This is a genomic window from Streptomyces sp. PA03-6a (assembly GCF_033792765.1).
Lineage (GTDB): Bacteria > Actinomycetota > Actinomycetes > Streptomycetales > Streptomycetaceae > Actinacidiphila.
On the sequence record NZ_JARAVK010000021.1, the window covers coordinates 24,574 to 39,658 of the forward strand.

10 protein-coding genes are annotated in these 15,085 nt (G+C 74.1%); 1 reads left to right on the plus strand and 9 read right to left on the minus strand.

The window, feature by feature from the left end:
- Window positions 1-107 precede the first annotated feature (107 nt).
- From PV350_RS08030 to PV350_RS08045, 4 genes are all read right to left on the minus strand, one after another.
- A complete protein-coding gene (locus tag PV350_RS08030; RefSeq protein WP_499508928.1) occupies window positions 108-752 on the minus strand; it encodes an RraA family protein in 645 nt (214 codons plus the stop codon).
- Window positions 753-799: 47 nt separating this feature from the next.
- On the minus strand, window positions 800-1,279 hold the full coding sequence (locus PV350_RS08035; RefSeq protein ID WP_500333235.1) for a cupin domain-containing protein: 480 nt from the start codon (window positions 1,277-1,279) through the stop codon (window positions 800-802).
- Between the two features lie 233 nt (window positions 1,280-1,512).
- Entirely contained in the window at window positions 1,513-2,106 is a 594-nt protein-coding gene (locus PV350_RS08040; protein WP_499516692.1) for a malonic semialdehyde reductase, read from the minus strand.
- Between the two features lie 628 nt (window positions 2,107-2,734).
- Window positions 2,735-5,554 carry a helix-turn-helix transcriptional regulator gene (locus PV350_RS08045; protein WP_500333236.1) on the minus strand — a complete coding sequence of 940 codons (2,820 nt, stop codon included), beginning with the start codon at window positions 5,552-5,554 and terminating at the stop codon, window positions 2,735-2,737.
- A gap of 159 nt (window positions 5,555-5,713) precedes the next feature.
- Between PV350_RS08045 and PV350_RS08050 the strand changes: the two genes are divergently transcribed.
- Window positions 5,714-7,228, plus strand: coding sequence for a 4-hydroxyphenylacetate 3-hydroxylase family protein (locus tag PV350_RS08050; protein WP_499508925.1), 1,515 nt, complete (start codon window positions 5,714-5,716; stop codon window positions 7,226-7,228).
- On the opposite strand, the gene PV350_RS08055 is transcribed toward PV350_RS08050, so the two are convergent.
- From PV350_RS08055 to PV350_RS08075, 5 genes are all read right to left on the minus strand, one after another.
- Window positions 7,201-9,453, minus strand: a complete 2,253-nt coding sequence (locus PV350_RS08055) for a winged helix-turn-helix domain-containing protein (protein ID WP_500333237.1) — start codon at window positions 9,451-9,453, stop codon at window positions 7,201-7,203. The two genes, PV350_RS08050 and PV350_RS08055, sit on opposite strands and share 28 nt — an antisense overlap.
- Window positions 9,454-9,539: 86 nt before the next feature.
- Window positions 9,540-10,019 (minus strand): flavin reductase family protein, encoded by a 480-nt coding sequence (locus PV350_RS08060; RefSeq protein WP_499508923.1) that lies wholly within the window; start codon window positions 10,017-10,019, stop codon window positions 9,540-9,542.
- Between the two features lie 106 nt (window positions 10,020-10,125).
- A complete protein-coding gene (locus PV350_RS08065; protein ID WP_500333238.1) occupies window positions 10,126-13,047 on the minus strand; it encodes an AfsR/SARP family transcriptional regulator in 2,922 nt (973 codons plus the stop codon).
- Window positions 13,028-13,915 (minus strand): dioxygenase family protein, encoded by an 888-nt coding sequence (locus PV350_RS08070; protein ID WP_500333239.1) that lies wholly within the window; start codon window positions 13,913-13,915, stop codon window positions 13,028-13,030. Before PV350_RS08070 ends, PV350_RS08065 begins: the two co-directional genes overlap by 20 nt.
- The gene (locus PV350_RS08075; protein WP_499508920.1) at window positions 13,908-15,020 is read right to left on the minus strand and encodes a maleylacetate reductase; all 1,113 of its coding nucleotides are present in this window, start codon (window positions 15,018-15,020) and stop codon (window positions 13,908-13,910) included. Before PV350_RS08075 ends, PV350_RS08070 begins: the two co-directional genes overlap by 8 nt.
- Window positions 15,021-15,085: the final 65 nt, after the last annotated feature.

The window sequence follows — 15,085 nt, forward strand, 5'->3', positions numbered from 1 at the left end:
CCGTCTGCGCGACCTGTCGCAGTCTGCGGTACCGAGGTCACCTACTCGACGGTGCGACAGGCGCGGGCGCCGGACGTGTGGCCTGCGGCCGCCGGGAAGCTGCGCCGCTACCGGGGCGGGCGTTCGTCGAGGAGCCGGGCGACGGACTCGGAGTCCTCGGCTTCGACCTTGGCCGCCTCCTGGAACACCCGCTCCAAGCTGGCCTGAGGGATGACCACGGCTCCCGCCGCGTCGGCGAAGACGTAGTCACCGGGAGTGATGCACACCCCCGCGACTTCGACGGCGACGCCGGCCGCGTACGGCATGACGACGTCGCCGCCCCAGCGCGTCGCCTCGCCCCGGCACCACGACGCGAAGCCGTGGTCGCGCAGTTGGGCGAAGTCCCGCAGCCTGCCGTCCGCCAGCACACCGGCGAGCTGGTGACGCTTGACCCGGGACAGTTTCGTACCGCCACCGTGCGAGACGTCCGGGTACCCGCCGCTGGACAGTACGAGGACCTTCCCGGCCGGGTCGTCGCCGACCGCCTGGTCGAAGAGTTCACCGAAGCCGGTCCCGGCCTGCGGCAGATCGTCGCGATAGGGCAGGTACGCGAGGGTGACGGCCGGGCCGAACAGCGTCCTGGAGGGAACGGGGCTCGACAGGGCGAGGATGTGCGCGCGATGGCTGTGGACGCGGCCCATCGCGTCCACCATCGAGGCGCAGCCCAGCCGTGCCGCCCTGGCCGCGTAATCCGCGTCGTCATGGCTGCTCATGCTTCTCCTCCGAGCTTGCCGCGGCGCTGGAGACCGCAACCGATGTCCTAGCTCGACGGATCGTCGACCTTGATCGCATCCCCCGTGTTGCTGATGAAGACGACCAGCAACTGCGCGGGCTCCGTTCGGCTGGCGTTCTCCGACAGCACGTGGTGGGCGCCCGGCGGCTCGACCCAGTACTCACCCTTGCGGTAGGTGTGCACCGGCTCTCCGGCGAGCTGGCTGCGCACCGTGCCCTTGAGGACGTAGGCGTAGACGAAGGCATCCCCGTGCCGGTGCGGGGGCGTGCTCCCATCGGGCGGGTAGTCCACGACCGCCGAGGTGAACGTCTTGCCCTTGACGTTCGGGAGTGCCTGCTCGAGCAGGACGGACAGCTTGTCGGTCGGCCGCATGGACGTTGCCGGAGCGACGACGGCAGCGGGCGCCTCGCCGGTGGCGTCCTTCGCCGCGGGGGCGGCGCATGCGGCGACGGCCGCCATGGTGAGGCCGAAAGCGAGAATGCCACGACGGAACGCCATCGGGGTCATGGCGGCTCTCCTATTCCTGTTCGAATTCTGCGATGTGCGGCGCGCAATACGAAGGGCTCCGGAATGCGAATCCACTGCGGCAGCCGGCCCATCGAGGATCCTAAAGCGGAATCGGTCCCTCCGCCTGGTCTGCCGCCGACTGACGAGCGGGCGGAATTCGGCCCGCGTGAAATGGCTCAAGCCCCCGGGGGTGGCCCCGGGGGCTTGAGCGCGGTCATCCTCGGTGTCCGGCGTCAGACGGTGCTGACGACCTCGTCGTAGGCCAGTCGCGGGTTGCGCGCGAACCACGCGTCCGTGCCCGGGTTGCCGATGTTGACGACGGCGAGGACGCAGTGGTCGCCGTCGGGGAAGAACTCCTTGTTGATCGCGTCGGCGTCGAAGCCGGTCATCGGGCCGGCGGCGAGGCCGGCGGCGCGGACGCCGACGATGAAGTAGCCCACCTGCAGTGCGGCGTTCAGGGCGGCGGACCGCTCGCGGACCGCGCGCTCGGCGAAGAACACGTCCTTGGCCTGCGGGAAGTGCGGGAAGACGGCGGGCAGTTCCTCGTGGAACTCGTTGTCGGCGGCGAGCAGGGCGACCAGCGGCGCGGTCGCGGTCTTCTTCTTGTTGCCCTCGGCCAGGTGCTGCACCAGGCGTGCGCGGGCGTCCTCGGAACGGACCAGGACGACCCGCAGCGGCTGCTGGTTCATGGAGGTCGGGCCGTACTTGACCAGGTCGTAGATGTCCTGGACCTGCTCGTCGGTGACCGGGGCGTCGGTGAAGGTGTTGGCGGTGCGGGCCTCACGGAAGAGCAGGTCCTGTGCGGCGGGGTCGAGTACGAGCGTCATGGCGGTTCCTCGGGTCGGTACGGTCGGTACGGTCGGTCCGGGTGACGGGGGTGAGGGGCGCCGTACGGTCCCGGCCCACCAGAACTGGGCGCCCGCGCCGAGCAGGTACACGCCGGTGGCGGTGGCCCCCACCAGGCCCCACAGCAGGGGCCCGGACAGGACGTGCGCCATCAGTGCGCTGAACACGGCGCCGAGGGCGACCGTGGGCAGGTGCAGTGCGGCCCAGACGGGGCCGGCCGGTGGTGCCGTGCGCGCCAGGGGACGCCCGGGGCCGCCGTGGGCGGCGGCCCCCACCGCGACGTAGGTGAGCGTGGCGCCGGTGAGCAGCGCCAGCACCTCCGCGGCGGACGGTGCGTCCCGTGCGGACGCGGCCACGGCGGTGGCCGTCCACAGGGCCAGGGTGTAGCCGTGGGGTGCCGCGCCGGCCGCCACGATGCCCTGGAGAGAGCCGCGGTATCCGCGCGCGGTCGTCATGGTCCCTCACTCCCGGAACTGAGCGGGGCGGCCACCGGACCGGAGGCCTGCCCCGCCACCAGCATCGGGAGGAGGGCCATGGGCGGGCATCGCCCATTCAAGGGATCTTGGCGGCCCGCGCGGTCAGGCCGCGATGGCCGCGGTCAGGTAGCGGTCAGGTCCGGTCGGCGCCCGCGCCGGTCCGTTCCACCGCCAACCGGGTCAGTTCCACGCGGGTGTTGATGCCGAGCTTGGTGAAGACGTGCTTCAGGTGGGTGTTGACCGTGTGGACGGACAGGTAGAGGCGGTCGGCGATGGCCCGGTTGGTGAGTCCCTCCGCGACGAGGGGCACCACCTTCAGCTCGGACTCGGTCAGGCTGTCCCAGCCGGAGGTGGCGGCCGCGCGGCGGGTCATCCCGGAGGCGCGTACGCCGAGGTCCCGCAGGATGCGGCGGACGCGCTCGTTGTCGTGGAGGGCCCCGGTCCCGGCGGTGAGCCGCGCGGCCTCCTCCAGCGACGCGACCGCCGCATCGGTACGGCCGTGCGCGGCCAGGAGGGTGCCCAGGTCCTCGTGTGCCGCGGCGACCGCCGGGAGGCGGCCCCCGAGACGGTGTTCCGCGACGGCTGCCTGCAGTGCCGCGGGGTCGTCATCCAGGAGCCCGTCGATGTGGTCCCGTACCGCCAGGACGACGTCCTGACCGCCGTTCTCCTCGGCCACGGCGCGCACGACCGTGGCCACCGCCTCGGCCGTCGCCCGGTCGCCACCGCGCAGTGCCGCACGCGCCAGGGCCGGCCAGTGGCCGGGGGGCAGACAGAGCAGCCAGGCCGTACGGTCACCCGCGTGGAAGAAGGCGCCGAGTGCCTCGGCCGCCGCCACGCCATGGCCCTGGGCCTGCAGGAGGCGGGCGTGGGCGAGCGCCGTCCACGGGCCGTACGGGGTGCCGTCGGGTGCGGCCGCGGTCGCGGCCCGCAGATGCGCACCGGCCTGGGTGAGGTCACCGCGCGCGGTGTCGACCAGGGCCAGGACGGCGCGGACCAGGGGCACCGCGCGGGCCGTCTCCAGCTCCGCGGCTACGGTGAGGCAGGCTTCGGCCTCCACGGCCGCGTCGTCCAGGGCGCCGCCTTCCAGCAGGGCGATGGCCCGGCAGGCGTGCCAGTGGGGCAGTGACCAGCCCAGGCCGAGGGATTCGGCGGAGCGCTGGCCCTCGCGCAGTACCCGCCGGGCGTCCTCCAGCCGGTCGGTGGACAGCATCACGATGGCCAGCCACAGTGCCGGGATGCGGGGCGGCCGCAGTCGCAGGCCGTCGGCGGTCGTGGCGGCCCGTCCGGAGGCGTTCTCGGCGAGTTCGAGGGCGCGGTCCAGGTGGCCGCGGTAGAAGGCGGTCTGCGACTGGAAGACCATGGCGCTGACGACGACGGCCGGGTCGGCGCTGCGGTACGCCGCCTCGACCAGCCCGGTGTCCGTCTCCTCCGCGGCCGTGATCTCGCGGCGGTGGATGTGGGCGGTCGCCTTGGCCTTGAGCAGCCGGACGCGCAGGTCCTGCGGGAGGTCGGGCAGCTCCAGGGCCCGCCGCAGATGGCTCATCGCGGCCGCGTCGTCGCCCGCCGCCTGGTGGATCTCGCCGCCGACCAGCCGGAGCGCGGCCTCCTGGGCGGGTTGCAGCCCGTCGGAGATGGTGGCGTCGACCAGCTCCAGGGCCTCGTTGACCCGCCGGGTCCAGCCGAGCAGTTCGGCGGCATGGGTGAGCAGTTCGACGCGCCGCGGGTCGTGGGCGGGCAGCAGGTCCGCCGCCTGACGCGCGAGGTCGGCGGCGGATCCGGGGACGGTCCGCGACAGCTCCCGGACGGCGGTGGTCAGGGTGTGCACGGACGCGTCGTCGATGGTGCCGCCGGCCAGGACGAGGTGCCAGGCGATCTCCGCCCGGTCGCCGCCGCCGTCGCGCAGGGCGTCGGCGGCCTCCCGGTGCAGGGCCACGCGCACCGGCAGCGGCAGGTCGTCGTGGACGGCCTGCCGGATCAGGTCGTGCCGGAAGGCGAACCGGCGGCCCGCGCTGACCAGCAGCTGTGCGCCCAGGACGCTGTCCACGGCGGACAGCAGCCCGCCGACCGGCCTGCCGAGCATCCGGGCGACGACGCCGAGGTCGAACGCGCGGCCCAGCACCGAGCCGATCTGCAGCAGATGCCGTGCGTCCTCGGGCAGCCGGTCCAGCCGCTCCCGGACGCTGCGCCGGAATCCGGCGGGCATCTCCTGGGTCAGGGGGGTCGCGGTGCCGCCGTGGATGCCGAGGGCGTCGGCGTCGCGCAGCGAGCGCAGGAGTTCGATCGCCAGGAAGGGGTTGCCCGCGCTGCCGTCCAGCAGCCGGGACAGGGCGGGGGTGGGCGCCGCCCCGAGGACGTCCGCCGCCAGCTGCCGCAGCGCCGCGGGCGGGAGCGGCCCGAGGGTCAGCCCGCGCGCACCCCGGTCGCGCAGCGTACGGCTCATCCGGGTGACGTCGGACCGCTCGGTGCCGGAACGTACGGCGATCACCCACAGGACCCGGGAGGCCGCCAGCCGCCCGGGCAGCGTCCGCAGGGCGAACAAGGTGGCCGGGTCCGCCCATTGCGCGTCGTCGACGAGGACCGCCACCGGGGCGCGCTGCGCGCGGTCCTCCAAGGCGTCGGTGATGCCGTCCAGCAGCCACAGCCGCCGGTCGCCGGTGACGTCGGGGGCGCGGCCGGCGGCGGGGCCGTGCACCGCGGCGTGCAGCGCGGCCAGCGGGGCGTACTGGTCGAGCTCGTCGGCCCGTACCCACAGGACGTCGAACCGGGCCGCGCCCGCCAGCTCTCCCAGGCGGGTCAGCAGTCCGCTCTTGCCGGTGCCGGACGCGCCCTCCACGAGCACGCACGCGCCCTCCCCGCGGAGCACCCCGTCCAGGGCCGCGCGCAGCGCGGCGATCTCGTCGTCGCGCCCCCTCAGGCGGGGGGAGTGCGTCGTCCGGGAGACCGCGTCGTGCATGCCGCAATCGTGCCGCACGGGACCGGGCCTCCTCAATGCCGCAGGGCCTGTGACCGGCGGTTTCACCCGGGGTGATGTGCCGCGACGGGGCGCGCTCTCACCCCGTTGGGGCGCAGGCTGCGTTCCGTCCAGATCCCGTGTCCCGGAAAGGAGCACGACGTGCGTACAGGCAAGGAATACCTGGCGGCACTCGACGACGGCCGGAAGGTGTGGGTGGGCGACGAGCTCGTCGACAACGTGGCCACGCACCCGAAGACCAGGGCGTACGCCCGGCGGATCGCCGAGTTCTACGACCTGCACCACCGCCCGGACCTCCAGGACGTCATGACGTTCGTGGACGAGGACGGTGTCCGCCGGTCCATGACGTGGTTCCAGCACCGCAGCAAGGACGACCTCAAGCGCAAGCGGCGCTACATCGAGACCGTGCTGCACGAGCTGGGCGGCGGCGCCACCCCGCGCACCCCCGACGTCAACAACTACGTCCTGCTCACCTACGTCGACGACCCCGAGCCCTGGAGCAGCCAGGCGGTGGGGACCGACGGCCGGGACCTCACCGCGGGGATCCTCGACTTCTGGCGGCAGGCGCGGGACGGCGACCTCAACACCACGCCGGCGTTCGTGGACCCGCAGACCGACCGTTCCCGGGAGTCCGCGCAGGCGGAATCGCCCGCGCTGAAGGTCGTGGCCACCTCCGACGAGGGCATCACCGTACGGGGCGTCAAGGCCATCGGCACGGGCGCGGCCTTCGGCGACTGGATCCACATCGGCGTGTTCTACCGCCCGGGCATCCAGCCGGATCAGGTCATCTTCGGCGCGGTCCCGCCCAACGCGCCCGGCGTCACCATTATCTGCCGGGAGAGCAACGTCCGCGACGGCGAGGACGTCGAGCACCCGCTCGCCTCGCAGGGCGACGAGCTCGACAGCGTCATCCTCTTCGAGGACGTGCTGATCCCCTGGGACCGGGTGTTCCACATCGGCAACCCCCAGCACGCCGCGCTGTACCCGCAGCGCGTCTTCGACTGGCTGCACTACCAGGCGCTGGTGCGGCAGATGGTGCGCGCCGAGCTGATGCTCGGACTGACCCTGCTGGTCACCGAGCACATCGGTACCTACCAGCTGCCCCCGGTGCAGGCGCGCATCTCGCAGTTCGCCGGGTTCCACCAGACGCTGAAGGCCCATGTGCTCGCCTGCGAGGACGAGGGCTTCACCACCCCGGGCGGCCTGTACAAGCCGAACGTCCTGATGTTCGACTACGGCAGGGCGTACTACCTGGAGAACATCGCCCGCATGGTCAACGAGGTGATCGACCTGGCCGGGCGCGCCTCGCTGATCTTCCCCACCGAGGGACAGTGGCAGCGCCCGGAGCTTCGGCCCTGGCTGGAGGCACTGCAGACCGGCCCGGTCGGCAGGCCGCACGACCGGCTGAAGATCAGCCGGGTGATCCGCGACCTGTTCCTGTCCGACTGGGGCGACCGCATCAGCACCTTCGAGAACTTCAACGGCACGCCGCTGCTGGCGATCCGCACGCTCACCATGAAGCGCGCCGAGCTGTCCCCGAGCGGGCCCATCGCCGACCTCGCCCGGAAGGTGTGCGGCATCGACGGTCCCGCCAAGGAGAAGGACACCGCGTACACGGCCCAGGCGGACTACGCCCGCCGGCAGGACGCCTCGTAGGGGGTGCCGGGCCCGGGATGCAGCACGCCGCACTCCCGGGCCCGGGCCACTGCGCCGCTGCGGCTGTGCGCGTCGAGCTTCCGGAACAGGGAACTGACCTGGGTCTTCACGGTGTTGCGGGACACGTGCAGCTCGGCGGCGATCTCCCGAAGCGTCAGCGGACCGCACAAGGCGCGCAGGATCCGGCGTTCCCCGGGGGACAGGTCCTGCGCTCGCGGCGCTGCACCTGATGCTGCTGGCTCGGGCCGTGCCGTGCCAAGGCGCGCGAGCAGACCGCCCAGCACCTCCGGAACGGCACCGTCATCCTCGGGCACGGACACGGGGACGGCGCCGCGAACGCCGCGCGGCAGACCCGAGGCGACGACACCGGCCAGCGCCCACAAGTGCGGCTCGCCGCCGTGGACGGTCGCCGTCATCGCCCGCGCCGCGCCGGACAGGGCCTCGGCGGCCTCGGTACGGGCGAGGTCCTCCAACAGCAGTCCCGCATGGCACAGATGGGCGGGCGCCGCGGCGAAGTGGCCGTTCAGACCCTCGGCACGGGCCGTGTCCAGAGCCTGTTCCACCAAGGTGCGCGCCCGTTCCCGGTTCCCGTCCAGATACGCGCACAGGGCCCGCGAGCCCAGGGCGCGGACCAGGACCAGCGAGTGCCGGGCGCCGTGCGCGTCGCGGACCGCCTCGGCCAGCCGGGCGTCCGCCTCCTGCGTACGCCCCTGCCACAGCAGCGCGGTGCCCTGGGCGACGCTAGCCAGCGCCCGCCAGGCGGTCAGCGCGGGGGGACGGCGGACAGCCGCCCCGTCGAGCCGGACCTGAGCGGCGCTCTCCCCCCGCAAGCAGCGGACGAGAGCCTGGGCAACGGCCGCCGCCTGCGTCACCGTTCCCCCTTCCCCCACGGTGCCCGGCCCGCACGGCCGGGCCTTCGCCACGTCGAGCCACCGCTCCGCCGCCTCGGGATCGCCCTCGCACAGCGCCGTCATCGCCGCCACGACACACAGCCGGGCGTCGGCGCGGACGGCGCGAGCCGGCAGCATGTGCAGCCACCGAGCGACGTCCGCGGTCCGGCCCGCGGCCAAGGTCTCCTCCCAGGCCTGAAGGACCGCCGTCAGCGCGCCGGGGGTGTCGCCGGCCGCCACGAAGTGCCGTACGGCGGGCGTCGTCCGACGCCGCTCGCCGTACCAGTGCCCGGCCGCGTGGTGCAGTGCCGCGGCCCCACCTGGCTGCTCGGTGGCCAGGACCCCGGCCAGCAGCGCGCGCAACGCCGGGTGGTGCCGGTAGGCCCCCGGTGCCGTACCCGAGGGCACGAGCAGCTGTACGGTCCGCGCGAGGTCGCGCAGCAGCACTCCGGCGCGGTCGCTGCCCGTGACGGCACGACAGGACTCCGGGCTCAGCTCGTCCAGGACGCTGGTGCGCAGCAGGAAGGCGCGCTGCTCGGTGGTGAGCCGGTCCAGGACCTCGGTGCCGAGGTAGTCGGCGACCGCGCGGGCGCCGTCGACGGCATGCCCGCCTTGACGGACACCGGCCGCGTACCCGGCGCGCGTGCGCCCCAGCATGCACAGGCCCGCCGCCCATCCCTCGGTCAGGTGGTGCAGCTCGCGCACCCTGCGCTCGTCCACCGGGCCGCCGGAGCCGCATGCCAGCAGGGCGGCCGCCTCCTCGGGGGTGAAGCGCAGCTCGTCCGCCGCGAGGTCGGCGGCGAGCCCCCGGGCGCGCAGCGCCGGCACCGGCGCCCCGGGGAGGTGGCGGGTGGCCAGCACGGCCCGCATGCCCGCGGGAAGCGCGGTCAGGAAGTCCCCCAGGCAGCGCAGGGCCGCCTGGTCGGTGAGCCACTCCACCCCGTCCAGCACCAGGGTGAGCGGCGATCCGCCCGCCGGCGCCGCCAGGATGCGCGGCAGCAGGTCCTCGACCCAGACCTCCAGGGTCCATGCCCCGGCGGGCGGAGGAGTGGGCAGCCCCGGCCGGAACCGGCTCAGCGCCGTGAGGATCCCGGCCCACAGCCGCGCCGGGGTGTTGTCGTACGCGTCCAGCTCCAGCCACGCCACCTGGCCGCCACGGGCCCGGAGGGCGCGGGCCCAGTCGGCGAGCAGCACGCTCTTCCCGGCGCCCGGCGGCGCCGAGACGACGACCACGGGCTCCACCGCGGCGTCCAGACGACGCAGCAGCCGCGGCCGCGGCACGAACCGCCGTGGCCGCGCGGGCGGGTGGAGCTTGTACTCGGCAATGGTGTTCAAGGAGCCTCCCACCGGGCCGTAGGGGTCCCCGGTGCCCGGCGGGCACGACACGGCACCGGGCACCGGGGGGACTGTGACGAAAGGGCCTAGCTCAGGACGCCGAAGCCGCCCGCGAAGTACAGCAGCGGACGGGCCTGCGCCTTGTGCTCGAAGTGCCGGACGTCGCCGACGAAGATGGTGTGGTCGCCGCCGGGCAGCGCCTGGGAGACGTCGCAGACCATCGTGGCGATCGCGTCCTTGAGCACCGGCACGCCGTGGTCCTCGTCGACGTTCACGCCCGCGAAGCGGTCCTTCACCGGAGCGGAGAAGGTACGGGCCAGGTGTTCGCAGTCCTCGCCCAGGACGTTGACGGCGAACCGGCCGTGCTCGGCGATCGCGGTGCGGGTGAACAGGTGGTTGCCGATGCACACGATCAGCTGCAGCGGGTCCAGCGACAGTGCGGAGACCGCACTGGCCGTCATGCCCACGGGGGCGCTTGCGGTCCGGGTGGTGATGACGCTGACCCCGGTGGCCAGGCGTCCCATCGTGGCGCGGAAGGCGACGGTCATGTCGAGGGTTTCAGTCATGGGAGACCTCCGGGAAGGAGTGTGCCGAGCCCTGGTGGACGTGGTGAACTGTGCGCCGCCGCCTGTTAATAGGAGGGAAACCGCACTGTGGCCGGGGGTTCACGGCTCATCGGCGCAGCCGCTCGACCAGGCGTCTCATCTCTTCCGACGGGCGCACGCCGAGATCGGCCATGGCCCGCAGGTAACCCCGGTACAGCTCGATGAGTTCGTCGTCGTCCCCGGCCGCCTCGGCGCCGGCCAGCGCCAGCCGCCAGGCCTGCTCGCGGTACGGATCACGTTCCAGCGCCGCTCCCGCCAGCTCCCGCGTCTCACGGATCCGGCCCAGGCGCAGGGCGACGGCGCCGGCGTCGACCTGCGCCTGGATGAGCGCGGCCGCCAGTTCCTCGCGCCGGGCGTCCAGCCACGGCGTGGACACGCCCTCGAAGTACGAGCCGCGCCCCGCGGTCCGCAGCGCCTGCAGGAGGGTGTGGAGCCGGTGCTCGCCGTCCTGCCTGCCGGCCTCGGCCAGCAGCCGCCGGAAGGTGCCCGAGGAGCCCGCCGCGGACGCCTCGGGCGTCAGCCGGTAGACGTCACCGTCCTGCAGGAGCGCCAGCCCTTCCGGCAGCACCTCCCGCAGCCGGTACACCGCCTGCCGCAGGTAACTGCGCCCCGCGGCGTCGCTCCGGCCGGGGAACAAGGCGCTCAGTAGCATCGGGCGCCGCGCGGTCGCGGCGGGCCTGGCCAGCAGGAACGCCAGCAGTTCGGTGCTCTTGGCCAGGCGCGGGTGGACCTCCCGCCCGTCCGCGGACAACCGGACCGCCCCGAACTCCTCGAGGACCAGCCGCGGTGCGGCGGGGGCGCTGAGCGCCGGGCCGGAGGACCGCGCCGCCACCAGCTCGTGCCAGGGCGAGGAGTGCGAGGGCTCGGCGTCGGCCCTGCGCACGGCCACCGCCGGCATGTCGTCCAGCGCCTGCAGCAGCAGATGGCGGCCGCCCTGGGCGGCGGACACCCCCAGGGCCAGGTCGGCCGCGGCGTCCGCGGCCTCCACGTCACCGGCGCGCCACATCGCCTCGCTCAAGTAGACGGCCGCGGTGGGCAGTTCCAGTAGCAGGTCGCCCGCGGTCATGGCGGCGACGGCGTCGGCCAGCCGGCGGGCCGCCTCCTGGTCCCGGCCCGCCAGGAGCAGTTGCAGGCCGTGCCACGTGCCGGACAGTTCCCGGGTGAAGGCGTAGCGGGCGCTGCCCCGAAGGCCGGCCGCGGTCAGCGCCCGGGCGGCCCGCGCCAGGTCGCGGTCGAGCCGCAGCGCCAGTTTGGCCTCCAGCAGCAGGCTGAGGATCCCGTACACGCGTGAGCCGGTCGCGGCGATGGCCGGGCGTCCGGCCGCCAGCGCGGCCCAGGCCTCCTCGCGCCGTCCGAGGTCGGCCATCAGCTCCACGTCGTCGATGGCGGTCAGCCACACCGGCCGGGGTCCGTCCCCGAGGGACGCGTACATCTCGCCGGCCTGGGAGATGCGGCCGGTCGCGCGGAGCGCGGCGACGGTCCACGGGGCGCCGGTCGCCCGGCGCCAGGCACCGGGCGGCGCGGGATCGTCCTGGAGCTCGGCGAGCCGTCCGCCCATGTAGGCGATCCGCATCAGCATGACCTCGACCGGGCCCGCGGCGTCGGCCCGCAGGTCCGGGAGCGGGGTGAGGGGGCCGCCGTCCGCCAGCGACATCAGCGAGGCGGCGATGTCGCGGTGGCGGCCGGGGGGCATCACCTGCAGCATCCGCCGGGCCTCGTCGAGCCTGCCCGCGTGCCAGAAGCACCACACCAGCAGCGCCAGGTCCTCGCTGCCGCCGGGCTGTTCGGGCAGCCGGCCCCACCAGGACCGTCCGTGGTGGTCGGCCAGCCGCAGCCCGCGCCAGCACTGCTCACGGCCGAACGCGACGCGCAGCGCGGCGGACGCGAGCCCCGGGGCGGGCGGCCCGGGCACCGGCCGCATCCGGTCCAGCCAGCTCTCGGCCGTGGTCAGGTCCAGCCGGTCCAGGATGCCGGGCAGGACCTGTTCTGCGGCGCGCCGGGCCGCCGCCGACTCCCCGGCCATCAGCAGTTCGGTGACGGCGTCCTCGTGACGGCCCGCCGTCTCCAGCAACGCGGCGTGCCGGCGTCTCAGCTCGCGCCGGGCGCCGTCCTCCATGGCGTCGGCGCGTTTGCGCAGGTACTGACGGAACCGTGGCAGCACCCGCATGCGGGTGCCGTCACGGGACCAGGTCAGCGGCAGCCGGCGGTGGCGCAGGGAGGCCATGACCCGGTCCGGTCCGTACAGCCCCAGCGCGTTGGCGGACTCGGCGGTCACCTCGTCCAGCACGCTGGTGGCCACGAGCAGCGCCGTCTCGTCCTCGGTGAGTTGCCCCAGCAGGTCGGCGGAGAGCAGGTCGAGCCTGCCCGCCGCGGCCGCCGGGTCCGTGGCCCACCAGTCGTGCAGGACCCCGGTGACCCAGCCCCCGGTGGCCCGCACCCGCAACTGCGCCTGGCCGTCCTGCCCGGTGGGTCGCAGGGCACGGGCCGCCTCGGAGACGTCGAAGGCGAGGTCGGTGTCGTCGAGGAACGCCACGCGATGGACGTCTGCGAGCCCTCCGATGCCCTGGGGCGGATCCGTGCGCGTGACGAGCACCAGCCGCAGCCCCCGCGGCGGTTCCACGACGAGCGCGGTGAGCGCCTCCTCGGCCGTGGCCCGGCCTGCGACGTGTTCCAGCCCGTCGACCACGAGCACGGGCGGCCCCGCGCCGCCGGCGGACACGGCCTCCGTCAGACGGCCGCGGAGCACCTCACCGGCGCCGTCCCCGGCGGGGAGCCCGCCCAGGGGGATCCAGGCTGCCGGGCCCGGCAGGGCCCGTGCCGCCTGGAGCACCGCGGTGGTCTTTCCCGCCCCGGCGGAGGCCGCGACGACCAGCACGGGGTGACCCGCCAGCGCCTGAAGGACGCGGCGGGTCACCCGCGGCCGGGGCACGACGTGCGCCGGCAGGTCCGGCAGGGCCGGGCGCCGCCCGTCAGGAAGGCCGGGGGTCATGAGCCGACCGTCCCGGCTCGAGCACGAAGGTGTGACGGAGCAGGGTGTACGGCTGGTCGGTCCGCGTGCCGTAGGGACCGGTGCCGGCCGGGTGGCTCGCGTACTGCGTCACCAGCGACTGCTTGACGCCGAAGACCGGGTCCTGGTCGAGGTACAGGTCGTCTGAGGGGAACAGCATCGTGGTCACGCGCTGGAACCCCTCGGCGGCGATCATGACGTGCAGATGCGCCGGCCGCATCACGGACCGGCCGGTGGCCCGCATCATCTCGCCCACCGGACCGCCGTCGGGGATGGGGTAGCTGGACGGGCGGATCGAGCGGAAGCGGAAGCGCCCTTCGCCGTCGGTGCGCAGCAGGGCGCGCATGGCCGGGTCGGACAGGCCGGGGACGTCCACGTCGTAGTGGCCGTCCGCGTCGCTGTGCCATACGTCTATCCCGGCGTTGGCGACCGGCGCGCCGTGGTCGTCGGTCACCAGTCCCTCGAAGAACAAGGGCGTGCCCGGCAGCCCCTCGGAGATGTCGGCGCCGTCGGCCGCCTGCGGGCGGTCGTCGCGGAAGAAGGGACCGAGCACACTGTTCTGCGTCGATCCCTCCGCCCGCCGGTTGCCGAGCGCGTCGACCAGCATCGTGATCCCCAGCACGTCGGACAGCAGGATGAACTCCTGCCGCGTGGGGGTGCACTTCTGCCCCGTACGCGTGAGGAAGTCCACGCCGCGCGCCCATTCCTGCTCGGTCAGACCGGTCTCACGGACGAAGTCGTGCGCGTGCCGGACCAGGCACTCGAGGATCTCGGCGAGGCGGTCGTCCTTCGCGTCGCGGACCGTGGCGACGACGGCCTCGGTGATGGTGGAATCGGTGAGGTCACGCATGACGGGCTCCCGTCGGGTCGGAGGAATGGTCGTCGGCGGCCCGGTGGGGCGGTTCGCCCGCCCAGGCCCTTTGGAGGAGGTCGCGTACGGCGTCCCGCCGTACCGGGCGCGGGTTCCAGTAGCCGTCCCGGACGATCAGGTCGGCGGCCTCGCCGATGCCCGACTCGGGCATGCCGAGGTCACGCAGCGCCCGGGGCGCGCCGATGCCGCCCGCGAAGTCGAAGACCGCCGTCGCGGGATCGAGGCCGGCGCCGGGCAGCGCCCGGCCGATCCGGGCCACGGCCGCCTCGGCCGCCGGGGCGTTGTACGCGATGACGTGGGGCAGCACGACGGCGTGGGTCTCCGCGTGCGGCAGCTCGAAGGAGCCGCCCAGGACATGGCACACCTTGTGGTGCAGGGCCATGCCGACGGTGCCCAGGCAGGTCCCCGCCAGCCACGCCCCGTACAGCGCGGCGGCGCGCGCCTCGGTGTCCGCTGGATCCCGAAGGAGCGCCGGCAAGGCCGCGGCCAGGGCGTCCAGGGCCTCACCGGCGGTGAGGAAGGCGAGCGGGTCGCCGTCCTGGGCGTACAGGGCCTCCACGGCGTGCGCCATGGCGTTGAGTCCGCTGACCGCGGCGACGTGCGGGGGCAGCGTCATGGTGAGGTCGACGTCGTACACGACCGTGTCGAGCAGGATCTCCGGCAGCCGCCGGGTGGTCTTCACACCGCCCTGGGTCTCGCCCAGGATCGGGGTCATCTCCGAACCCGCGTAGGTGGTGGGAAGGGCGAGCTGCGGCAGCCCGGTGCGCAGCGCGACGGCCTTGCCGAGGCCGATGGTCGAGCCGCCGCCCACGGCGACCAGGCAGTCCGCGCCGGCCGCGCGGGCCGCGTCGACCGCCTTCCCGGTGACGGGCACGGGCGTGTGCGCGGCCGCCTGGTCGAACACCCCGGCGGCGAGCGGGCCGAGGAGCTCGCTCACCTCCCGGGCCTGGTCGGTCTGGCCGGGGGTGCACAGCACGAGGGCCCGGCCGCGCCCCAGCGCCCTGACCTCGTCGGCGAGCCCCTTGCGCGTTCCGCTGCCGAAGACCACTTTCGTGATCTGTCCTCTATGCACGAACGACTTCATAGTTGCCCCTTGCACATTCTTTACCGGAAATGGAGTCTCATCGGCCGCTCGGTGATGCGTCAATG

Bases quoted from the DNA above. Each gene is read 5' to 3' on its own strand.
- PV350_RS08045 (WP_500333236.1), bottom strand. From the start codon at position 5,554: ATGCACGACGCGGTCTCCCGGACGACGCACTCCCCCCGCCTGAGGGGG.
- PV350_RS08070 (WP_500333239.1), bottom strand. From the start codon at position 13,915: ATGCGTGACCTCACCGATTCCACCATCACCGAGGCCGTCGTCGCCACG.
- PV350_RS08075 (WP_499508920.1), bottom strand. From the start codon at position 15,020: ATGAAGTCGTTCGTGCATAGAGGACAGATCACGAAAGTGGTCTTCGGC.
- PV350_RS08060 (WP_499508923.1), bottom strand. From the start codon at position 10,019: ATGACTGAAACCCTCGACATGACCGTCGCCTTCCGCGCCACGATGGGA.
- PV350_RS08035 (WP_500333235.1), bottom strand. From the start codon at position 1,279: ATGACCCCGATGGCGTTCCGTCGTGGCATTCTCGCTTTCGGCCTCACC.
- PV350_RS08030 (WP_499508928.1), bottom strand. From the start codon at position 752: ATGAGCAGCCATGACGACGCGGATTACGCGGCCAGGGCGGCACGGCTG.
- PV350_RS08040 (WP_499516692.1), bottom strand. From the start codon at position 2,106: ATGACGCTCGTACTCGACCCCGCCGCACAGGACCTGCTCTTCCGTGAG.
- PV350_RS08065 (WP_500333238.1), bottom strand. From the start codon at position 13,047: ATGACCCCCGGCCTTCCTGACGGGCGGCGCCCGGCCCTGCCGGACCTG.